The sequence below is a fragment of the Collinsella sp. An7 genome (assembly GCF_002159335.1).
Classification (GTDB): domain Bacteria; phylum Actinomycetota; class Coriobacteriia; order Coriobacteriales; family Coriobacteriaceae; genus Coprousia.
The window spans coordinates 72474-89514 of the sequence record NZ_NFHP01000004.1 but is presented as its reverse complement, the minus strand read 5'-3'; the positions used below and the strand labels follow the sequence as shown (position 1 = coordinate 89514).

Annotated in this window: 17 protein-coding genes; 9 read left to right on the top strand and 8 right to left on the bottom strand. The window is 66.3% G+C overall.

Going from position 1 to position 17041, the window contains the following annotated elements; all coding sequences use genetic code 11:
* Positions 1–74 precede the first annotated feature (74 nt).
* On the top strand, positions 75–812 hold the full coding sequence (locus B5G20_RS05915) for an alpha/beta hydrolase (protein WP_087355879.1): 738 nt from the start codon (positions 75–77) through the stop codon (positions 810–812).
* A gap of 75 nt (positions 813–887) precedes the next feature.
* On the opposite strand, the gene B5G20_RS10555 is transcribed toward B5G20_RS05915, so the two are convergent.
* From B5G20_RS10555 to B5G20_RS05900, 4 genes are all read right to left on the bottom strand, one after another.
* Positions 888–1094, bottom strand: a complete 207-nt coding sequence (locus B5G20_RS10555) for a hypothetical protein (RefSeq protein ID WP_239286895.1) — start codon at positions 1092–1094, stop codon at positions 888–890.
* An 87-nt stretch (positions 1095–1181) separates the two neighbouring features.
* On the bottom strand, positions 1182–2165 hold the full coding sequence (locus B5G20_RS05910; protein WP_239286894.1) for a phage terminase large subunit: 984 nt from the start codon (positions 2163–2165) through the stop codon (positions 1182–1184).
* 240 nt (positions 2166–2405) lie between these two features.
* Complete coding sequence (locus tag B5G20_RS10550; protein ID WP_239286893.1) at positions 2406–2579, bottom strand: helix-turn-helix domain-containing protein; 174 nt, start codon at positions 2577–2579, stop codon at positions 2406–2408.
* Positions 2580–2697: 118 nt separating this feature from the next.
* Complete coding sequence (locus B5G20_RS05900) at positions 2698–3258, bottom strand: flavin reductase family protein (RefSeq protein WP_087355878.1); 561 nt, start codon at positions 3256–3258, stop codon at positions 2698–2700.
* Between the two features lie 155 nt (positions 3259–3413).
* On the opposite strand from B5G20_RS05900, the gene B5G20_RS05895 reads away from it, so the two are divergent.
* Positions 3414–3749, top strand: coding sequence for a helix-turn-helix domain-containing protein (locus B5G20_RS05895; protein WP_087355877.1), 336 nt, complete (start codon positions 3414–3416; stop codon positions 3747–3749).
* A 4-nt stretch (positions 3750–3753) separates the two neighbouring features.
* Here B5G20_RS05895 and B5G20_RS05890 read toward each other — a convergent pair whose 3' ends face one another.
* A complete protein-coding gene (locus B5G20_RS05890) occupies positions 3754–3981 on the bottom strand; it encodes a hypothetical protein (RefSeq protein WP_087355876.1) in 228 nt (75 codons plus the stop codon).
* A gap of 42 nt (positions 3982–4023) precedes the next feature.
* Here B5G20_RS05890 and B5G20_RS10345 point away from each other — a divergent pair, with 42 nt between their 5' ends.
* On the top strand, positions 4024–4179 hold the full coding sequence (locus B5G20_RS10345; RefSeq protein ID WP_158094406.1) for an Ada metal-binding domain-containing protein: 156 nt from the start codon (positions 4024–4026) through the stop codon (positions 4177–4179).
* A 169-nt stretch (positions 4180–4348) separates the two neighbouring features.
* On the opposite strand, the gene argF is transcribed toward B5G20_RS10345, so the two are convergent.
* Positions 4349–5344 carry an ornithine carbamoyltransferase gene (argF, locus tag B5G20_RS05885; protein ID WP_087355875.1) on the bottom strand — a complete coding sequence of 332 codons (996 nt, stop codon included), beginning with the start codon at positions 5342–5344 and terminating at the stop codon, positions 4349–4351.
* 310 nt (positions 5345–5654) lie between these two features.
* Between argF and ppk1 the strand changes: the two genes are divergently transcribed.
* The 5 genes from ppk1 to B5G20_RS05860 all read left to right on the top strand — a co-directional run bounded on the left by ppk1 (position 5655) and on the right by B5G20_RS05860 (position 12802).
* Positions 5655–8372, top strand: a complete 2718-nt coding sequence (ppk1, locus tag B5G20_RS05880) for a polyphosphate kinase 1 (protein WP_087355874.1) — start codon at positions 5655–5657, stop codon at positions 8370–8372.
* Between the two features lie 560 nt (positions 8373–8932).
* Positions 8933–10276 carry a 23S rRNA (uracil(1939)-C(5))-methyltransferase RlmD gene (gene rlmD, locus B5G20_RS05875; RefSeq protein WP_343283990.1) on the top strand — a complete coding sequence of 448 codons (1344 nt, stop codon included), beginning with the start codon at positions 8933–8935 and terminating at the stop codon, positions 10274–10276.
* Positions 10277–10523: 247 nt separating this feature from the next.
* Positions 10524–11069 (top strand): DJ-1 family glyoxalase III, encoded by a 546-nt coding sequence (locus B5G20_RS05870; RefSeq protein ID WP_087355872.1) that lies wholly within the window; start codon positions 10524–10526, stop codon positions 11067–11069.
* Positions 11070–11081: 12 nt separating this feature from the next.
* Complete coding sequence (locus B5G20_RS05865) at positions 11082–11678, top strand: Maf family protein (RefSeq protein WP_087355871.1); 597 nt, start codon at positions 11082–11084, stop codon at positions 11676–11678.
* 119 nt (positions 11679–11797) lie between these two features.
* Entirely contained in the window at positions 11798–12802 is a 1005-nt protein-coding gene (locus B5G20_RS05860; RefSeq protein WP_087355870.1) for a P1 family peptidase, read from the top strand.
* A 595-nt stretch (positions 12803–13397) separates the two neighbouring features.
* Here B5G20_RS05860 and B5G20_RS05855 read toward each other — a convergent pair.
* Positions 13398–14429: a glycosyltransferase family 2 protein gene (locus B5G20_RS05855; RefSeq protein ID WP_087355869.1), complete on the bottom strand. Its 1032-nt coding sequence runs from the start codon at positions 14427–14429 to the stop codon at positions 13398–13400.
* Positions 14430–14496: 67 nt separating this feature from the next.
* Positions 14497–15699, bottom strand: coding sequence for a UDP-galactopyranose mutase (gene glf, locus B5G20_RS05850; RefSeq protein WP_087355868.1), 1203 nt, complete (start codon positions 15697–15699; stop codon positions 14497–14499).
* Between the two features lie 225 nt (positions 15700–15924).
* Here glf and pta point away from each other — a divergent pair, with 225 nt between their 5' ends.
* The gene (pta, locus tag B5G20_RS05845; protein ID WP_087355867.1) at positions 15925–16908 is read left to right on the top strand and encodes a phosphate acetyltransferase; all 984 of its coding nucleotides are present in this window, start codon (positions 15925–15927) and stop codon (positions 16906–16908) included.
* Positions 16909–17041 lie beyond the last annotated feature (133 nt).

Genomic DNA, 17041 nt, shown 5'->3' with positions numbered 1-17041 from the left:
ACCATGCGCCGACCAAAGCGCGCGCCCGCCTCCAACGGCGCCGCCCGGGCAATGTCCCCGTCGAAAGGACCCAGATGATCACTCACACGCTCGGCTCGGGCACGCGGACGGCGGTGCTCCTGCACGGGGGCGGCCTCTCGTGGTGGAACTACCGGGCAGTCGCCGACCTGCTCGCCGCCAACGGGTACCGTGTCGTGCTACCCGTGCTCGACGGGCACGCCGGCTCGGACCGACCGTTCACCTCGATCGAGGAAAACGCCTCCGAGCTCGTTGCCCTCATCGACCGCGAGCTCGGCGGGCGCGTCGACGCGCTCGGCGGCGTCTCCCTCGGGGCGCAGGTCGCCCTCGAGGCCCTTGCGCAGCAGCCGCGGATCGCGGGGCGCGCCGTCATCGAGAGCGCGCTCGTGCTCCCCATGCGTGCTGCCCGCGCCCTCGTCGCGCCCGCCGTCGCCCTGAGCTACCCGCTCGTGCGGCGTCCCTGGTTCGCGCGGGCGCAGTTCGCGAGCCTCCATCTCCCCGAGGAGCTCTACGAGTCCTATTACCGTGACAGCTGCGCCATATCAAAGCGGGACATGATCGCCTTTATGCGGGCGAACAGTTCCTACCGGTTGAGACCCGAGCTCGCGGGCTGCGGGGCGCGGGCCACCATCCTTGTCGGCGGGAAGGAGCCCCGTATCATGGTGCGCTCGGCGCGCGCCCTGGCTAAGGCCATGCCGGGCAGCACGCTTGTCGAGCACCCTGGCTGGCGGCACGGCGAGGCGAGTTTGTGGCATCCCGGGGTCTATCTCGAGGCGCTCGAGGGTCGCCTATAAGCAAGCGCCCGAGCACCGCTACGGCAGATGCATGGCGTTGCGTATCAAAATAGGACGAGAAGGACGCCCGCACCGCTATCCCCTCAGCACGTCGTCCATCATCGCGTAGCGCACCGCGTCGATGGAGTGGTCGTTGCCGTCCGGGATATCGTCCACCCACGTGCCGTCGCGGTCGCGCTCGTACTCCTTGAGGCGGAACTCCTCGTAGGCGAGCGGCGCCCGCTCCGGGTCGATGCAGATCTCGCGCAGCCCCGCCAGCCACTCGTAGCTGAGCCGCCGCATGTTGCTCTTCCTCGCGGGCCGAACACGAAGCCCCGCCTCGCGCCGCCACACGGCCATGCTCTGCTTGCCGTCCGGAGTGTCGTCGCATCAGATCAATTCATCATGAAGATAGGGATCTTCGCCGGGCTCGTCAGCGTAGGTGAGCGCCGAGACCACCATCGCCGCCGTCTCCGAGGGCGTCTTCCTGTTCGCCGAGAGCTCCCCGAAGATCGTGAGCCGCCGCTCGCCGGGCTCCCAGCCGCAGCGCACGAACCGCCACGGGTCCGGGAACCACCCCCAGCCCACGCCGCAACGCGTGCGCGAGAAGCCCCGGCACGCCGCGTCGGACAGACGCATCGAGACCACGTTGTTGAAGACCGAGCCGCCCGTGCCCGTGACCTCTCTCAGGTACTCCGAGCGCCACGCCCGCTCGTCGACCTCGCGCAGGTACTCGGCCTCCTCGACGAAGGGTCCGCCCAGCCACTCCGGGTGGCTCTCGACGACGTCGAGGTACGAGCTCTGCCGCACGAGCGTGTCAGCCCTGCGCTCCCGCTCCAGCTTCTCGCGGTTCACCCAGCTCCACAGCGTGCGCGGCGGGTTGTAGCTGTAGAAGATCCAAAAGTCCTCGCCGCCGCGCCGAAGCGAGTTCAGGATGCTCCGCATCGCGTCGATGCCGTCGAACTGGTCCAGCTCCTCGAACCAGATCACGGCGGCGTACCCGCGCGAGAACTTCACGCCCTTGAGCTTCAGCGGGTCGTCCACGCCGCAGAACACGATGCGCTGCCCGGTCGGCAGGTAGGTGAGCTCCATCGGCGAGATGCGGGCCCGGAACCACGCGTCGAGCCCCAGCGCCGCGATCGCCCACGTCATCTGCAAGAACACGGAGTCGCGCAGCGTGTTCGAGAAGCGCCGCACCACCACCGCGTTCGCCTCGGGGTGCATGAGGACGAGGAGGACGACGCACAGGCTGATGAAGCTCGACTTCGTGGAGCCGCGCCCGCCGTGCAGCCAGTAGTGCGTGTGGCCGTGGGCCATCACGTCGCCGAGCACGTCGTGGAAGGCCGGAATCACGAGCGAGGACGCGTCAACCATCGGCGCCGCCCCCGTCGAGGCCGGGCAGCGTCTCCTGCACCGGCTGCGCCACCACGCCGAGCACGATCTTCGGCGTGGCGTCGGCGTTGGTGTCATCGCGCTGGCGATCCGCCTTGCCGAACTCGTCCGGGTACTTGCGCTCCAGCAGCCACGCGGCGGCCGTCCAGTACTGGTTTCTCGCCAGCGCCGCCGAGCGGATGGTCGTGAGCAGCGTCCGCTTGAACGCGCTCTCCTCCTTTTTTAGCCCTCGCTTAACGCGCGCTGCAGCCTGTTCTTGGGGTCGCCGATCCAGCGGTAGAACGTGGACTCGTGGATCCCCAGGGCGCAGACGATGTCGCCGTTGGAAAGGCCGTCCGCCTTGAGGCGGATCGCCTCGTCGACCATCTCCTGCGTCAGCTTCGCCCGCCTCGCCATGCAATCACCCCCGTGAAAGGTCGATAGATTCCCTCACGGTGGATTCTCGTGGCGCGTCACAAAGAGGGGCGCCCCTCCGGGCGCCCGGACAAGCCCTCCGCCCGCTGCTGGGTGGAGCCTACATCAAGGCCTTCCCCGCGCTCCAGGCGCCGCCGACCTCCTCCCCGACGGCCCGGTAGACGCGACGCGTCGAGTCGTACACGATCGGGCGCATCCGGGAGAAGTCGACGCGCCCCTCTCCGTCGAGCACCGCCTCGTCGACGCGGGTGTTGACGATCTCCCCAACGAAGCGCTTCTCGCCGGCCCAGTCCTCGACGGAAACCACGCGACACTCCATGGTGAGGGGGAACTCCTCGATGACCGGCGCGTCGACGAACTCGGAACGCGTGAAGGTGAGCCCCGACCCCTCGGCCTTGTTGACCCTGCGCCCGGTGGCGATACCGAAGTAGTCCGCCTCGGCGACGTGCGCCGCGTCGGCGGGCGCAACCGTGAACGCCCCGCGCGCCAGGATGTTGTCGGTCGTCTTGTGGTCGCCGATGTTGATCGCCACCTGCGTGCGGGTGCACTCGCCGCCCCACGCGACGTTCATGGCGTTTGGCGTCCCGTCCTCCCCGTAGCTCGCGACGATGAAGACCGACTGGGGAAACAGCTCGCCCGCCACGCCGAGATTCTTTTTCATGGCCTCTCCTCCTCTGCTCGAGCGGCCGCACCAGGCCGCGCCATCCTGCCTCGAGTATCTCCCTGCGTCCTCATTCTGTTAAGTACCGGCATTAATGTCAGGTGCTATCATTTGGTAAAGCGCATGCGACGGGAGCTTCACGGAGGGGGTGCGACATGGGGCGGGGCATAGAGGGCGCGTCGTTCGAGGGCACGGGGTACAGCTACACGCTCTCGCTCATCCGGGGCAAGCACAAGATGTCAATCCTTTACTGCCTCATGGAGTACCAGCCCGTCCGCTTCAACGAGATGCGCCGCTACCTCGGCGGGGTATCCGACCGCACGCTCTCGCGGAGCCTCAAGGAGCTCGAGGCCGACGGGCTCGTCGCGCGCAGGGAGTACCCCCAAATCCCGCCGCGCGTCGAGTACTCGCTCACGGAGCGAGGCGCGTCGCTCATGGAGGTCCTCGACCTCCTGTGCGTCTGGGGCGAGAGGAACCGGCCAGGCGATTGAGGCGTCAGCACTTCCGCTCCCGCCTCCCCTTGAGCCCATACTTCCTGCACAGCCGCGAATTGCGCTGCCGCATCATGTCCCGCTCGCGCCGAACCTCCTCGAGCTCGGCGGACTCCTCGCACGCCGCCCGCTCTCGCTCCAGCTGCTCGTTGAAGGCGCGTTCCTGCTCCAGGTGGTAGCGCTCGGTGCACAGCGGGCACATCCCCGTCTGCCGGTTGATCTTCACGCCCACAGCCCCGCATCGCCCGAGCCCGCAGGGAGCGGCTCGACCCAGATGACGTATATTCTCAACACCAACACCGACGTGTTTCACCTACCCGGCTGCGGCTCGGTCAATCGGATGTCCGAGCACAACAAGCAGGAGTTCACCGGCGCGCGCAAGGAGGTTACCGCCGCGGGATTCCGCCCCTGCGGCAACTGCAATCCCTAGCCCCAGGCGCCAACTTACTCGATGGGTCGGTTGGGGACGCACACGCTTCAGCCCATCCAAAATGGGTCGAAACGAACACGTCCCCAACTGACCCATTCCACAAGCCGACACCCTAGAAAAAGCAGAACGGCCGCAGGGTCACCACCCCACGCCCGCCCGTTGCATCGCCCTACTTCAGCGTTGCGTACATCACGGCCTTGATGGTGTGCAGGCGGTTCTCGGCCTCGTCAAAGACCCGCGAGCGCGGCCCCTCAAAGACCTCATCGGAGACCTCCATCTCGGAGATGCCAAACTCCTCGGCAATGCGCGCGCCCGTCGTGGTCTTGGTGTCGTGGAAGGCCGGCAGGCAGTGCATAAAGATCGCCTGCGGGTCCGCGAGGGCCATGAGCTCAGGCGTCACCCGGTAGGGCTCAAGGAGCCCGATGCGCTCGGCCCAGACCTCGGAGGGCTCGCCGAGCGAGACCCACACGTCGGTGTAGAGCACGTGCGCGCCCTCAGCACCGGCCGCCGGGTCGGACGTCAGTGTGATAGTGCAGCCGTTGGCCTCGGCGATGGGGCGGCACGCCTCGAGCACGTCGTCGTCGGGCATGCGCTCGGCCGGGCCGCACGCGCGGAAGTTGATGCCGAGCTTGGCGCAGACCACCATGAGCGAGCGCGCCACGTTGTTCTTGGCGTCGCCCATAAAGGTCACCGTCTTGCCGCGCAGGTCGTAGTTAAAGTTCTCCTGCATGGTGAGCACGTCAGCGAGCATCTGCGTGGGGTGCCACAGGTCGGTGAGGCCGTTCCACACGGGCACCCCGGCCTGCGCCGCGAGCTCCTCCACGTCGGCGTGCGCAAACCCGCGGAACTCGATGCCGTCAAACATCCGCCCGAGCACGCGCGCGGTATCGGCAATCGACTCCTTGTGCCCCATCTGCGAGCCCGACGGGTCGAGGTAGGTCACGCCCATGCCGAGGTCGTGCCCCGCCACCTCAAAGGCGCAGCGCGTGCGCGTCGAGGTCTTCTGAAAGAGCAGCACGATATTCTTGCCCTCGAGATAGCGATGCGGCGTACCCGTGCGCTTGAGATCCTTGAAGTTACGGGAGAGGGCGAGCAAGTACTCGATCTCGGCCGTAGAAAAATCGAGGAGCTTGAGGAAGCTCCGTCCAGAGAGGTTGACGCCCATTGCGGTTCCTTTCGAGGTCGCGCCCGCCGTCGCGGGCTGAAGCCCTCAGTATGCCACGCGGTGCGCGCCGCCCGCGCAAGACGGCGGGGCGTTCGTCAAACGGTAACGTGAGGGCCGGGGCGAGCGCCCCTTCCTTGTCCGCCGGCCGCGTGCCAACCGTCATGCCTCCCCGCCAGCCACGCACCCGCGCAATCCCCTTCCCCAATGTAAAGGCTTACTAAAGCCTTGGCACGCGAGGCAGGCCGATGAGTAAGATAGAGGGGTAGCATCGAACGCGCCCCGCGGGCGCGAGAGTATCAAGGTGGGAACCATGACATCGAAGCAGGACAAGGACCAGAAAGAGAAGAAGTCCAAGGCTAAGAAGACAAAGGCGCCGCTCGGCGAGCTCGCCCGCTCTGAGCGCTTTGACTTTACCTACACGCAAAACCGCGAGATCAGCTGGCTGCGCTTTGACAACCGCGTGCTCGACGAGGCCTTTGACGAGACCGTCCCGCTCTTCGAGCGGCTCAAGTTCGCGGCGATCTTCCAGTCGAACCTCGACGAGTTCTTTATGATCCGCATCGGCGGTCTCTCCGACCTCGCCACCCTCAAGCGCCAGCCAGTCGACAACAAGAGCAACCTCACGCCGAGCGAGCAGATCGACCGCGTCTTTCAGGCGCTGCCGCCCCTTGTAAAACGCCAGAACGCTGTGGTGGCCTCCATCGAGGCCGACCTCGAGGCGCACGGGGTCTTCCGGCTCACGACCGACGACCTCGCGGGCACCGAGCGCACCTTTGTGGAGCGCTACTTCCAGAGCTACGTCTCGCCCGTTATCTCGCCGCTCGTCATCGACCCGCGCCACCCCTTCCCCAACCTCCGCAACGGCGCACTCTACCTCGTGTGCGCGCTCGAGAGCGTCGACGAGGAGAACCTCATCGGCCTCATCGAGGTGCCCGCCTCCATGAACCGCGTGGTGGCGCTCCCCTCCGAGGCGGGGAGCTACCGCTATATCCTCCTCGAGGACGTGATCCTCACCTGCCTGGGCAGCTGCTTTGGCTCCTACGCGCCGCTCGACCGCGCGGTGGTGCGCGTCACGCGCAACGCCGACATCGACCCCGACGGCGAGGGCGTCGAGGAGGACGAGGACTACCGCCAGCACATGAAGAAGATCCTCAAGAAGCGCCTGCGCCTGCAGCCCGTGGCGCTGCAGGTTGAGGGCCGGCTCGAGCCCGCGACGCTCAAGAGCATCCGCAAGTCGCTCGGCCTGGCGTCGCGCGCCGTTCTCACCTACACCACCCCGCTCGACCTCGACTACGTCTACGGCATCGAGGGGCACCTGCCCGAGCCCGCCAAGTCGGAGCTCGTCTTTCAGCCGTTCCGTCCGCAGGCAAATCCGCTCATCGAGCCGGGCCGCTCGATGCGCAAGCAGGTCATCGAGGGCGACAAGCTGCTCTTCTACCCCTATGAGTCGATGAACCCGCTGCTCGACCTCATGCACGAGGCCGCCTTTGACCCCGACTGCATCTCGATGAAGATCACCCTCTACCGCGTGGCCAAGCAGAGCCGCCTGTGCGAGGCGCTCATCGACGCGGCCGAGAACGGCAAAGAGGTCACCGTGCTCATGGAGCTGCGCGCCCGCTTTGACGAGCAGAACAACATCGAGTGGGCCGAGCGGCTCGAGGAGGCCGGCTGCACCGTGATCTACGGCGCCGAGGGCTTTAAGGTGCACTCCAAGATCTGCCAGATCACCTACCGCGAGGGCATGGCCATCACGCGCATCACGCTGCTCGGCACGGGCAACTTCAACGAGAAGACGGCGCGCCTCTACTCCGACTTCATGCTCATGACGGCGCACCCGGGCATCGGCGAGGACGCCAACGCGTTCTTCCGCAACCTCGCGCTCGGCAACCTCCACGGCGACTACCGCTACCTCGGCGTGGCGCCCACGGGGCTCAAGCCGCTCATCATGAACGGCCTCAACCGCGAGATCGAGCGCGCCCTTGCCGGCGAGCCCGCACGCGTCTTCTTTAAGATGAACTCCCTCACCGACCGCGAGATCATCGACAAAATCGCCGAGGCGTCGCAGGCGGGCGTGGTGGTGGACATGATCATCCGCGGCATCTCGTGCCTACTGCCGGGCGTGCCGGGCAAGACCGAGAACGTGCACATCCGCTCGATCGTGGGGCGCTTTTTGGAGCACGCGCGCGTCTACGCGTTTGGCGTCGAGAACGACATCGTCTACCTCTCGTCGGCCGACATGATGACCCGCAACACCGAGCACCGTGTAGAGATCGCCTACCCCGTGCTCGACCCCATCTGCCGCGCGCTTGTGGAGGACTACATGCAGGCGCAGCTGCGCGACAACGTGAAGGCCCGCGCGCTCTCGCCTGCGGGCGCCTGGGAGCACGTGGCGCGCGGCACGGGCGAGGAGCCCTTCAACGCGCAGGAGTTCCTGCTCGCGCAGGCCTACGAGCGCGCCGCGCACCCCAAGCGCGCCCGCGCGGAGATTCTGGGCACGGGGGCCGGTGAGGCTGAGGGTACGGGTGTCGAGGCTGCTGATGGAGCGGGCGCTGCCGCCGCCTCTGCACCGGAGATCGTGCCCGAACCCGAGGCGCCCTCGCCCGACGAGGCAGCCCGCGCCGCGCTCGAGACGGCGCTCTCCGAGACGGAGGCGCGCGCCCAGGCGGCCGAGGTTGCCCAGCGGCGGATCGCCGCTGCGACGCGGGTGGGCGCCGGGGCTGCCAAGGTTGGCGCGGGGACGGCGGAAACCCCCGCTGCGCCGGCAGCGCCCGATGCCGCCACAGCCTCCGCAGCTTCTGCCGAGCGCGACCGCACGGCACAGGCACCGGTTGCGGCCGAGCTCATCGAGCCCGAGCCCGCCGGAGCGGGACAGGTGGCCAGCGGATCAACCGCCGGCGACAACGAGTCCTCCCCCGCCACGGACACGCAGCGAACGCTCGCCAAGCGCCCTGCCGGACGCCTGCGCACGGGCCTTGCGCTCATCGGCCTCGGCGTAAAGACGCTCATCCGAGGGACCAAGACCCGGTAGCCGGACTCCTGCGGCCGGGCCGCCGCCAATCGAGGTCTCGGCAGACGCCTCACGCGCCGACCGTTGCCCGGCAAGCTGTACTATGACCAGCAATAACGTGGCGGACGAGCAGCAAACGGTGCTGCAACACGTTCAGCGCACACGGCGCGTCGGGCAGACCGGCGCGCCGTTTTTTTGCAATAAACGTCGTTTACTCATCCAAACAACATTTTGATGCCAGAAAACGCTGGTTGGATGAGTGAACGACAATACCAAAATGCACAACGCCCACCTGAACGGCGTTTCTGCTCCGAGCACCCAGAAGGTCCGGCCTCGCGCTCCTGGGCCCAAACGCCCACTCACCACGCACCCCGCTTCACGCACCCAACCCACAAGCGCCCGGCGGCGCGCACCTGCCCCGCTGAGCGTACCCGGCACCCAAGCGCCCGGCCCACCTATATCCAGCGCACAATCAACGCGCCCCCACAGCACCACGCCTCTCCTACCCGCCCCCGCCCGTGCGATTTTGCCGCACTTGCGGGCGCGCCACCTCCGCACCCGAGGTCATCGCCTACACTGAGATGCCGAGACAACGAGGAGGAACGATGCAGCTCACCATCGAACGCATGGTATACGGACCGGACGGCCTGGCGCACACGCCGGAAGGCAAGACGGTCTTTGTGGCGGGCGCACTCGCCGGCGACACCGTCGAGGCGCACGTTGTGAGCGAGGAAAAGTCGCTCGTCCGCGCCGTGGCCGACCGCATCGTGGAGCCCTCCCCCGAGCGCGTCGACACGCCATGCCCCTTCGTTGGCGTCTGCGGCGGCTGCCCGTGGGGCGGCCTCTCGCGCACCGCGCAGCGCGCCGCCAAGGAGGAGAACCTCAAAAGCGCGCTCGAGCGCATCGGCGGCTTTGAGCGTGCGGAGGTCGAGGAGCTCGTTGCACCGCTGCGCTCCAGCAAGGACGTCTGGGGTTACCGCAACAAGATCGAGCTCGCACCCACCACGGGCGCCGGCGGCAAGATGTTCCTCGGTATGCACGGGCGCGACCCCCGCCAGATCATCCGTGTGGACCGTTGCCCGCTCTTTGAGAAGAAGTTCCCCAAGGTAGTCAAGGCCGTTGCCGGAGCGCTCGCCTACCTTGGCAACTCGCGCGACCTCGGACTCGAGCGCGTGGGCATCCGCGCGAGCCGCCGCACCGGCGCGCTCGAGATCGCCCTGTGGACGCCCACGGGCGGGTTCCCGCGGGCGCAGGTGGCCCGTGTGCTGGCCGACGCCGTATCCGACCGTGCCGGCGTGGTACGCGTGATGAGCAAGGGCGAGAAGAAGGCACGCCGCGTGAGCGCCACCGAGGTGCTCGCCGGGAGGAGCTGCTGGAACGAGCAGATCGGCGAGGAGGAGATGCTCATCTCGGCGCCGTCGTTCTTCCAGGTGAACACCGGCGCGGCAGAGATTCTCATCGACCTCGTGCTCGACGCGCTCAAGCCCCGGCCTGACGAGCTCGCCATGGACCTCTACTGCGGAGCGGGCACCTTTACCCTGCCGCTCGCGCGCCGGGCGGACTACGTCTCGGCGGTGGAGTCGTACGGCCCCGCCGTGCGCGACCTGCGCCGGAATCTCGAGCGTGCCGGGCTCGACAACGTCGACGTCATCGGCGGCGACGCGGTGCGCGAGTTCCCCGATGCGGACGCCGACGTGCTCGTGGTCGACCCGCCCCGCGCCGGCCTCGCGCCCGAGGCCATCGAGCTCATCGCCGAGACCTCGGCGCGCGACGTAGCCTACGTGTCGTGCGATCCGGCCACGCTTGCGCGCGACCTCAAGCGCTTCCGCGAGCAGGGCATCTTCTCCCCCGTCCGCGCAACCCCGGTCGATCTTTTCCCGCAGACCTTCCACTGCGAGACCGTCGTGCACCTCTCGAGGGCGTGAGGCGCACCGTCTTGCCCCCTCAATTGTCAGTCATGGCGCAAAGGCCTATTCCCTCCTCTTTCAGGGCAACACGGCACACCTCACGCCCCCGAGCCGATCGAACACCCTCGCCCGCAGTGTCAACGTACCTTAAGCACGTGAACCGCCGACGATTTATCTAACTGCGAAGCGCCGGCTCGGGGGCAAAGCGGGTACAAGATGCCTGATGATTTGCCGGGGCCGCGCGCCCACGTCGAAAGGAACGCCCATGTCTGCCGTTGCCGTACTCGTTGCCGATGGATTCGAGACCATCGAGTGCCTCACGATCGTCGATGTGCTGCGGAGGGGCGGTGTGCGCGTCTCACTCGTCTCGATCATGTCCACGCGCGACGCTGTGAGCTCCCAGCAGATCGACATCACCTGCGACCTCACGTTTGACGAGGCCAACTTTGACGAGTACGACTACGTGGTGCTCCCCGGCGGCCTGCCCGGCACCACCCACCTGCGCCAGGACCAGCGCGTCTGCGACCTGGTAACGGAGTTTGCAGCCACCAAGCACGTCGCCGCCATCTGCGCCGCGCCCTCCATCTTGGGTGAGCTGGGGCTCCTCGTCGGGCGCCGCGCCACGTGCTTCCCCGATTTTGTGAAGACCCTTCCCGCGGGCACCTACGCAGGCGGCAAGACCGTCGTTGTGGACGGCAACATCATCACCGCCTCCGGCATGGGGCAGGCGCTTCCCTTTGCGCTCGCCGTGCTCGGCGATATCGCGGGTGAGGCAGCCGTTGCCAAGGTGCGCGAGAGCATCCAGCTCTAGGAGGCACGTCGCATGATTCTTGCCTCCCAGTCGCCGCGCCGCATCGAGCTGATGCGCGAGGCGGGTTTTGACGTGCGGGTCATCCCCGCCGACGTGGACGAGACCCCGCGTGCGGGCGAGCCGCCTTTTGAGCTGGTCGAACGGCTGGCCGCCACAAAAGCCGAGGCGGTAGCGGCAGAGAGCGCCGAGCCCGGCGAGCTCGTGCTTGCGGCGGACACGATCGTGGCCATCGACGGCGAGGCGCTCGGCAAGCCCGCCGACGAGACCGACGCGCGAGCCATGCTGCGGCGCCTCTCGGGCCGCACCCACCAGGTGGCTACGGGCGTCTGCCTGCTGCGTGCGGCGTGCGAGGGCAGCGAGCCCGGCTCCCCCGAGCGGCCGGCGACGCGCGACGTCTTTACCGTGGTGACCGACGTGACCTTCTACGATCTTGCCGATGCCGAGATTGACGCCTACGTGGCAACCGGCGAACCCGCCGACAAAGCGGGTGCGTACGGTATCCAGGGCACCGGCGGCCGTCTGTTGGTGCGCGGCATCAACGGCGACTTCTATAACGTTGTCGGCCTGCCCATTGCCGAGGTCGTCCGCCACATGCGCTTGCTGAATTGAACCAACGCCGTTGGTTTGGCTCTCACATAACGCTGATTTGTGCACAAAACGCTGAACTAACGCGCCATGTGAGAGCCATATTCTCTGATGAGCACGCAGCCATCCTCGAAAGGAACCCTATGACAGCCTCAAGCCTCTCCCCCATTCCTCTCGCCGCCGTGGGAGCGCTGCGCTTTGGCCACTGGACCGACGTCGAGGCGGGTACGGGTTGCACCGTCATCGTGGCGCCCCATGGGGCCACAGGTGCCGTGGACGTGCGCGGCGGCGCCCCCGCCTCGCGCGAGACCGACCTGCTCAAGCCTGAGAACACCGTCCAGGAAGTGCACGCTATCTGTCTATCAGGCGGCTCGGCCTATGGGCTCGAGGCAGCCTCCGGCGTGGCGCGCGAGCTCGAGGCACGCGGCATCGGTCTCGACGTGGGCGTGGCATGCGTGCCCATCGTCTGCTCGAGCTGCATCTTCGACCTCGCCTTTGGCAGCGCCACGGTGCGACCGGGCGTGGACGCGGGAATCTCCGCCACGCGCGCCGCGCTCGACAGCGACCCGGACATCCCGCTTGCCGAAGGGTGCGTGGGCGCCGGCACGGGAGCGACCGTTGGCAAGCTCAACGGACCGGACCGCGCCATGAAAAGCGGACTCGGTGCCCGCGCCTTTAAGCTCGGGGGGCTCCGCATGGGCGCGATCGCCGTGGTCAACGCCTGCGGCGATATCGTGGACCCCGCAACCGGACACACCATTGCCGGCATGCGCGCCGCGCCCGACTCGCTCCAGCTTGACAACATGGAAGACGCCATGCTCGCCGCCGGTGCCCAGATGGAGATGCCGCTCGACCGCACCAACACCACCATCTCGTGCCTTGTGACCAACGCGCGCCTTACCAAGGCCGAGGCCACCAAGGTCGCCCAGATGGCTGCCGACGCCTACGCGCACGTTATCCGCCCCACGCACACCACCAACGACGGCGACACCATCTACGTGCTGGCCACCGGCGAACTCGAGGGCCCCACGCCCCCGCTCGACCTCATCGGCCTTGTTGCCACGCGCACGCTCGAGGCCGCACTCGTTGCCGGCGCCACCGAGGCCACCGCGCTCCACGACCTCCCCGCCGCGCGGGACCTCATATAGCCCTCATAGAGCTCCAAACTGGCCAAAATCCCGAGAATTCAACGATTCGCGTGGAGCCAGGCCAACCGAGCAGATCGCAATCCTGCGCTTTTGCTAGCAGCGTGGACAAAATCCCGAGAAATCAACGATTCTCTGTTTCGGCAATCGTTGATTTCTCGGGATTTTGTCCATCTGGACGGCCTATCATGCGTTAAAGACCTGCGAACGGAACAGCCGCCACGCGCACGCCCCGCCTACCAAGCAGCAAGGTCAGGTGATCCCATGTCTCCACGCACGCAGCGCGTCATCAACATCGTCACCGTGGCGCTCTCGCTCATTCCACTCGTCTGGCTGGCGTGCAACCTACCGGGCCTCCCCGAGAACGTCCCCGTGCACTTTGGTTCTGCGAACATCCCCGCCCGCAACCACGTATCCCACGCGCCTTTGCCCTCTTCCACACAGAGGGTAAACGCAGGTGGGGGACGCCGCTGCTCCTCGCGACGAGTTCCGCATGAGCCGAAGGCCCCAGTGGGGCCTTCGTGCGAGTCAGGATTGTTTGAAGTCGCGAGGAGCAGCGGCGTCCCCCGACCGGTGGGAGCGCACCCCCTGTGCACTTCTAATTGAATTTGAAGATCTTCTGCGCCGCGCGGTAGAGCCCCACGGACACCTTCTCGCCCACGGGCGTCGGCAGGTTGGTCCAAAAGCCCAAAAGCCCCCAGCGGGCATGGTTGTACATCTTCTTGTCGAACGCCTTGAGCTCGGCCCAGATCTTGATGACCTCGTCCACCTTGCTCTTGTCGTTGGCCAGCTTAGAGAAGATCGAGCACACGACCATCATCATGGTGAAGTAGCCCATCATGCACGACGCGAGCGGTTTCTCCTCGATGTCGTCGTAGAGATGGTAGGCCTTCATCATGATGCGCGTGATGCGGAACTGCTGGTCGATGCGCTTAATCATCGTGCTCTCGTTTACGCTCTGCCCCTCGCGACCGATAAAGTACCGGTAGAGGTCGATGTCGGCGTAATAGAGCGTCTTGCAGCGCGGAAGCGGCACGTACGCGTAGATGTTGTCCACGTAGAACGTGTGCGGCGGCAGCGGCAGGTCGCCTGCGCGCAGCACATCGGTGCGGTAGCACAGACTGTGCATGAGCAGGTGCTGATCGGGACGGAAGTGTCCCACGTCGTTCCAGGTGAGGATCTTCTTGCGCGGGATGGCGAACCGGTAGTCGATGGTGGTGTGCGTGCCCTCGTGGACCTTCTCGTACACGTAGTTCGAGATAAAGAGGTCCACGCGCGTATCGCGCTCCACAAAGCCGCGCAGGATCGAGAGCATCGTGGCGAGCGCCTGGCCGTCGAGCCAGTCGTCAGAGTCCACAACCTTGTAGTACACACCCGTCGCCTCGCGCAGGCCCGAGAGCACCGCCGTGCCGTGGCCGCCGTTCTCCTGGTGCACCACACGGATGAGCCCGGGGTAACGGCGGGCCCAGTCGTCCGCCTTGGCGGGCGTCTCGTCCACGGAGCCGTCGTCCACGATGATGATCTCGACATCGGGGGCGTAGCCGCTCCCCTCAAGAATCGAGGTGATACTCCGGTCCATGTCGGACGCGGAGTTATAGCACGGAATGCCGAACGTCACGATCTTGAACATCGTGCGAATCGGTTCTCCCGACGCCTCGACGGGTGCCGTCGTCTGTGTCTCGGTCAATGGGGTCGAACTATGCATGGCAGGAGATAATCTCGTCGGACAGGTCGAGCGCCGAGGCCGTCACCGCGTCCATGTCGTAGTAGCGGTACTCGGCAAGGCGCCCTACCGGGTGGAAGTTCGTAAGGTTCTGCACGCGCTCCAGGTAGCGCTCGTAGAGCTCCTGATTCTCGGGCGCGATGATCGCGTAGTAGGGAGTCTGGCCGCTGCCCGGCTCGTAGGCGTGGCTGTACTCCTTCATGATGGTGGTCTTGCCCGGCACCACCTGGCCGGTCATGTTCTTAAACTCCGTGATGCGCGTGTAGTCCTCACTCGTGGTGTAGTTGACGGTGCCCACCGGCTGGAACTGGTCGACGTCGATCGTCTCAAACACCATGTCGAGCGTGCGGTACGGCAGCGCGCCCAGGTCGAGGTTAAAGAGCTCGTCGAGCGGGCCGGTGTAGATGATCTCACCGCCGTAGACCTTGCCGCACACGCTCACGTTGGTCTCGCCGATCTCGAGGATGTCGCGCGCGTCGACGTTCACAAAGACGTCGATGAGGTCGTGGTCGAGCATGTGCTCAAAGAGCTTGGTATAGCCCTCGGCGGGCATGCCCTGGTAGGGGGCCTGCGGGAAATACCGATCGTCGTCACCGATAAAGATCGGCACGCGCCCCGTCACGGACGGGTCGATCTGGTCGGGCGTCTGACCCCACTGCTTCATGGTGTAGTGGAGAAAGACGTTCTCATAGACATAGTCGGCGACCTCCTGCAGATCGGGGTCGTTCTTCTTGCGGAGCTCCATGATGGGGACCTTCTTGTTCTCGCCGAAGGTCTCCACGAGCTTCTGATAGAGGGCCTCGCCGCGCTCCTCGCCAAAGGCGAGCTTGAGCGAGGTGTGGTTAAAGGGCACGGGCATGAGCGTGCCGTGGATGTTGGCAAGCACCTTGTGCTGGTAGTCGGTCCACTTGGTAAAGCGCGACAGGAAGTTGTGCACGCGCTCGTCAAAGGTGTGATAAATGTGCGGACCGTACTCGTGAACGAGGATGCCCGCGTCGTCGAGGCGGTCGTAGGCGTTGCCCGCGATATGGTCGCGGCGCTCGAGCACCGCCACGCGGAAGCCCGCGCTCTCAGCCAGCCGGCGCGCGCAGACCGATCCGGCGTATCCCGCGCCGACCACGATCATGTCGTACGAACCGGGGTTGAACGACTCGGGTAGCCCAGAAGTGATGTCCATCGATGCTCCTCACGAGATGCCGGTGATCGGCGCCTCCCTCATGGCCCGCCCCGATTTTGGGCGAACAGAGGGCCGAATAATCAGAGGAGATTATAGCGCGCGCCGCCTATAATAGGAGATGCCACACAAGGAAAGCTCAACACGCGGGCGCCGTCTGTTGTTTTTGTTGTCTTTGCAGCTCACGGGGCGCACACGGTGCTGGGCGCGTTTTTTTGAGGAGCGTACATGAGCGACTTTCTAAACCGCATGAAAGAGGCTGCGCGGGCCGACAAGAAGCGGATCGTCCTGCCCGAGGGCGAGGACCCGCGCACCATTGCGGCGGCCAAGACCATCGTTGAGGAGGGGCTCGCCGAGCTCATCATCCTGGGCGACCCGGCCAAGATCGACGTCGAGGGCGTCACCGTCATCGACCCCACCTCCCCCACCGCTCCCAAGCACGAGGCCTATGCGCAGAAGTTCGCCGAGCTCCGCGCCAAGAAGGGCGTGACCATCGAGCAGGCGCGCGCCCAGATGATGGACGCCACCTACTACGGCACCATGATGGTCAAGATGGGCGATGCCGACGGTCTGGTCTCCGGCGCGTGCCACTCCACCGCGAACACCCTGCGCCCGGCGCTCCAGATCCTGAAGACCGCCCCGGGCACCAAGCTCGTCAGCGCCTTCATGGTCATGTGCACCCAGACCCCCGAGTTCGGCGCCGACGGCACGCTCGTCTTCGCCGACTGCGGCCTTAACATCGACCCGACCTCCGACGAGCTCTCCGAGATCGCCATCGCCTCCGCGAACTCCTTCAAGACCTTCATGGGCGACGTGGAGCCGCGCGTGGCCATGCTCTCCTACTCCACCATGGGCTCCGCCGGCGGCGACACCGCCAAGAAGGTCCAGGAGGCCACGGCGTTTGCCAAGGAGAAGGCCCCCGAGCTCGCCATCGATGGCGACCTGCAGCTCGACGCCGCCATCGTTCCCGAGGTCGCCCAGCTCAAGGCTCCCGAGTCCACCGTCGCCGGCAGCGCAAACGTGCTCGTCTTCCCCAACCTCGAGACGGGCAACATCGGCTACAAGCTCGTCCAGCGCTTCGGTCGCGCCGAGGCGTACGGCCCCATCCTGCAGGGCATCGCCAAGCCGGTGAACGACCTCTCGCGCGGCTGCTCCGCCGACGACATCGTGGGCGTCGTGGCCATCACCGCCGTCCAGGCCCAGATGGCGTAGCGCGCTAACGCACAGGTCGCAACCAAACGTGCCGGCCCGCTCTCCTTGCGCTCCATGGAGCACGAAGGAGAGCGGGCCGGCTTTTTGCTGCCCCGACGCGAGGGGAATCGCGTTTCTAAGCGAAGTCTTCCGC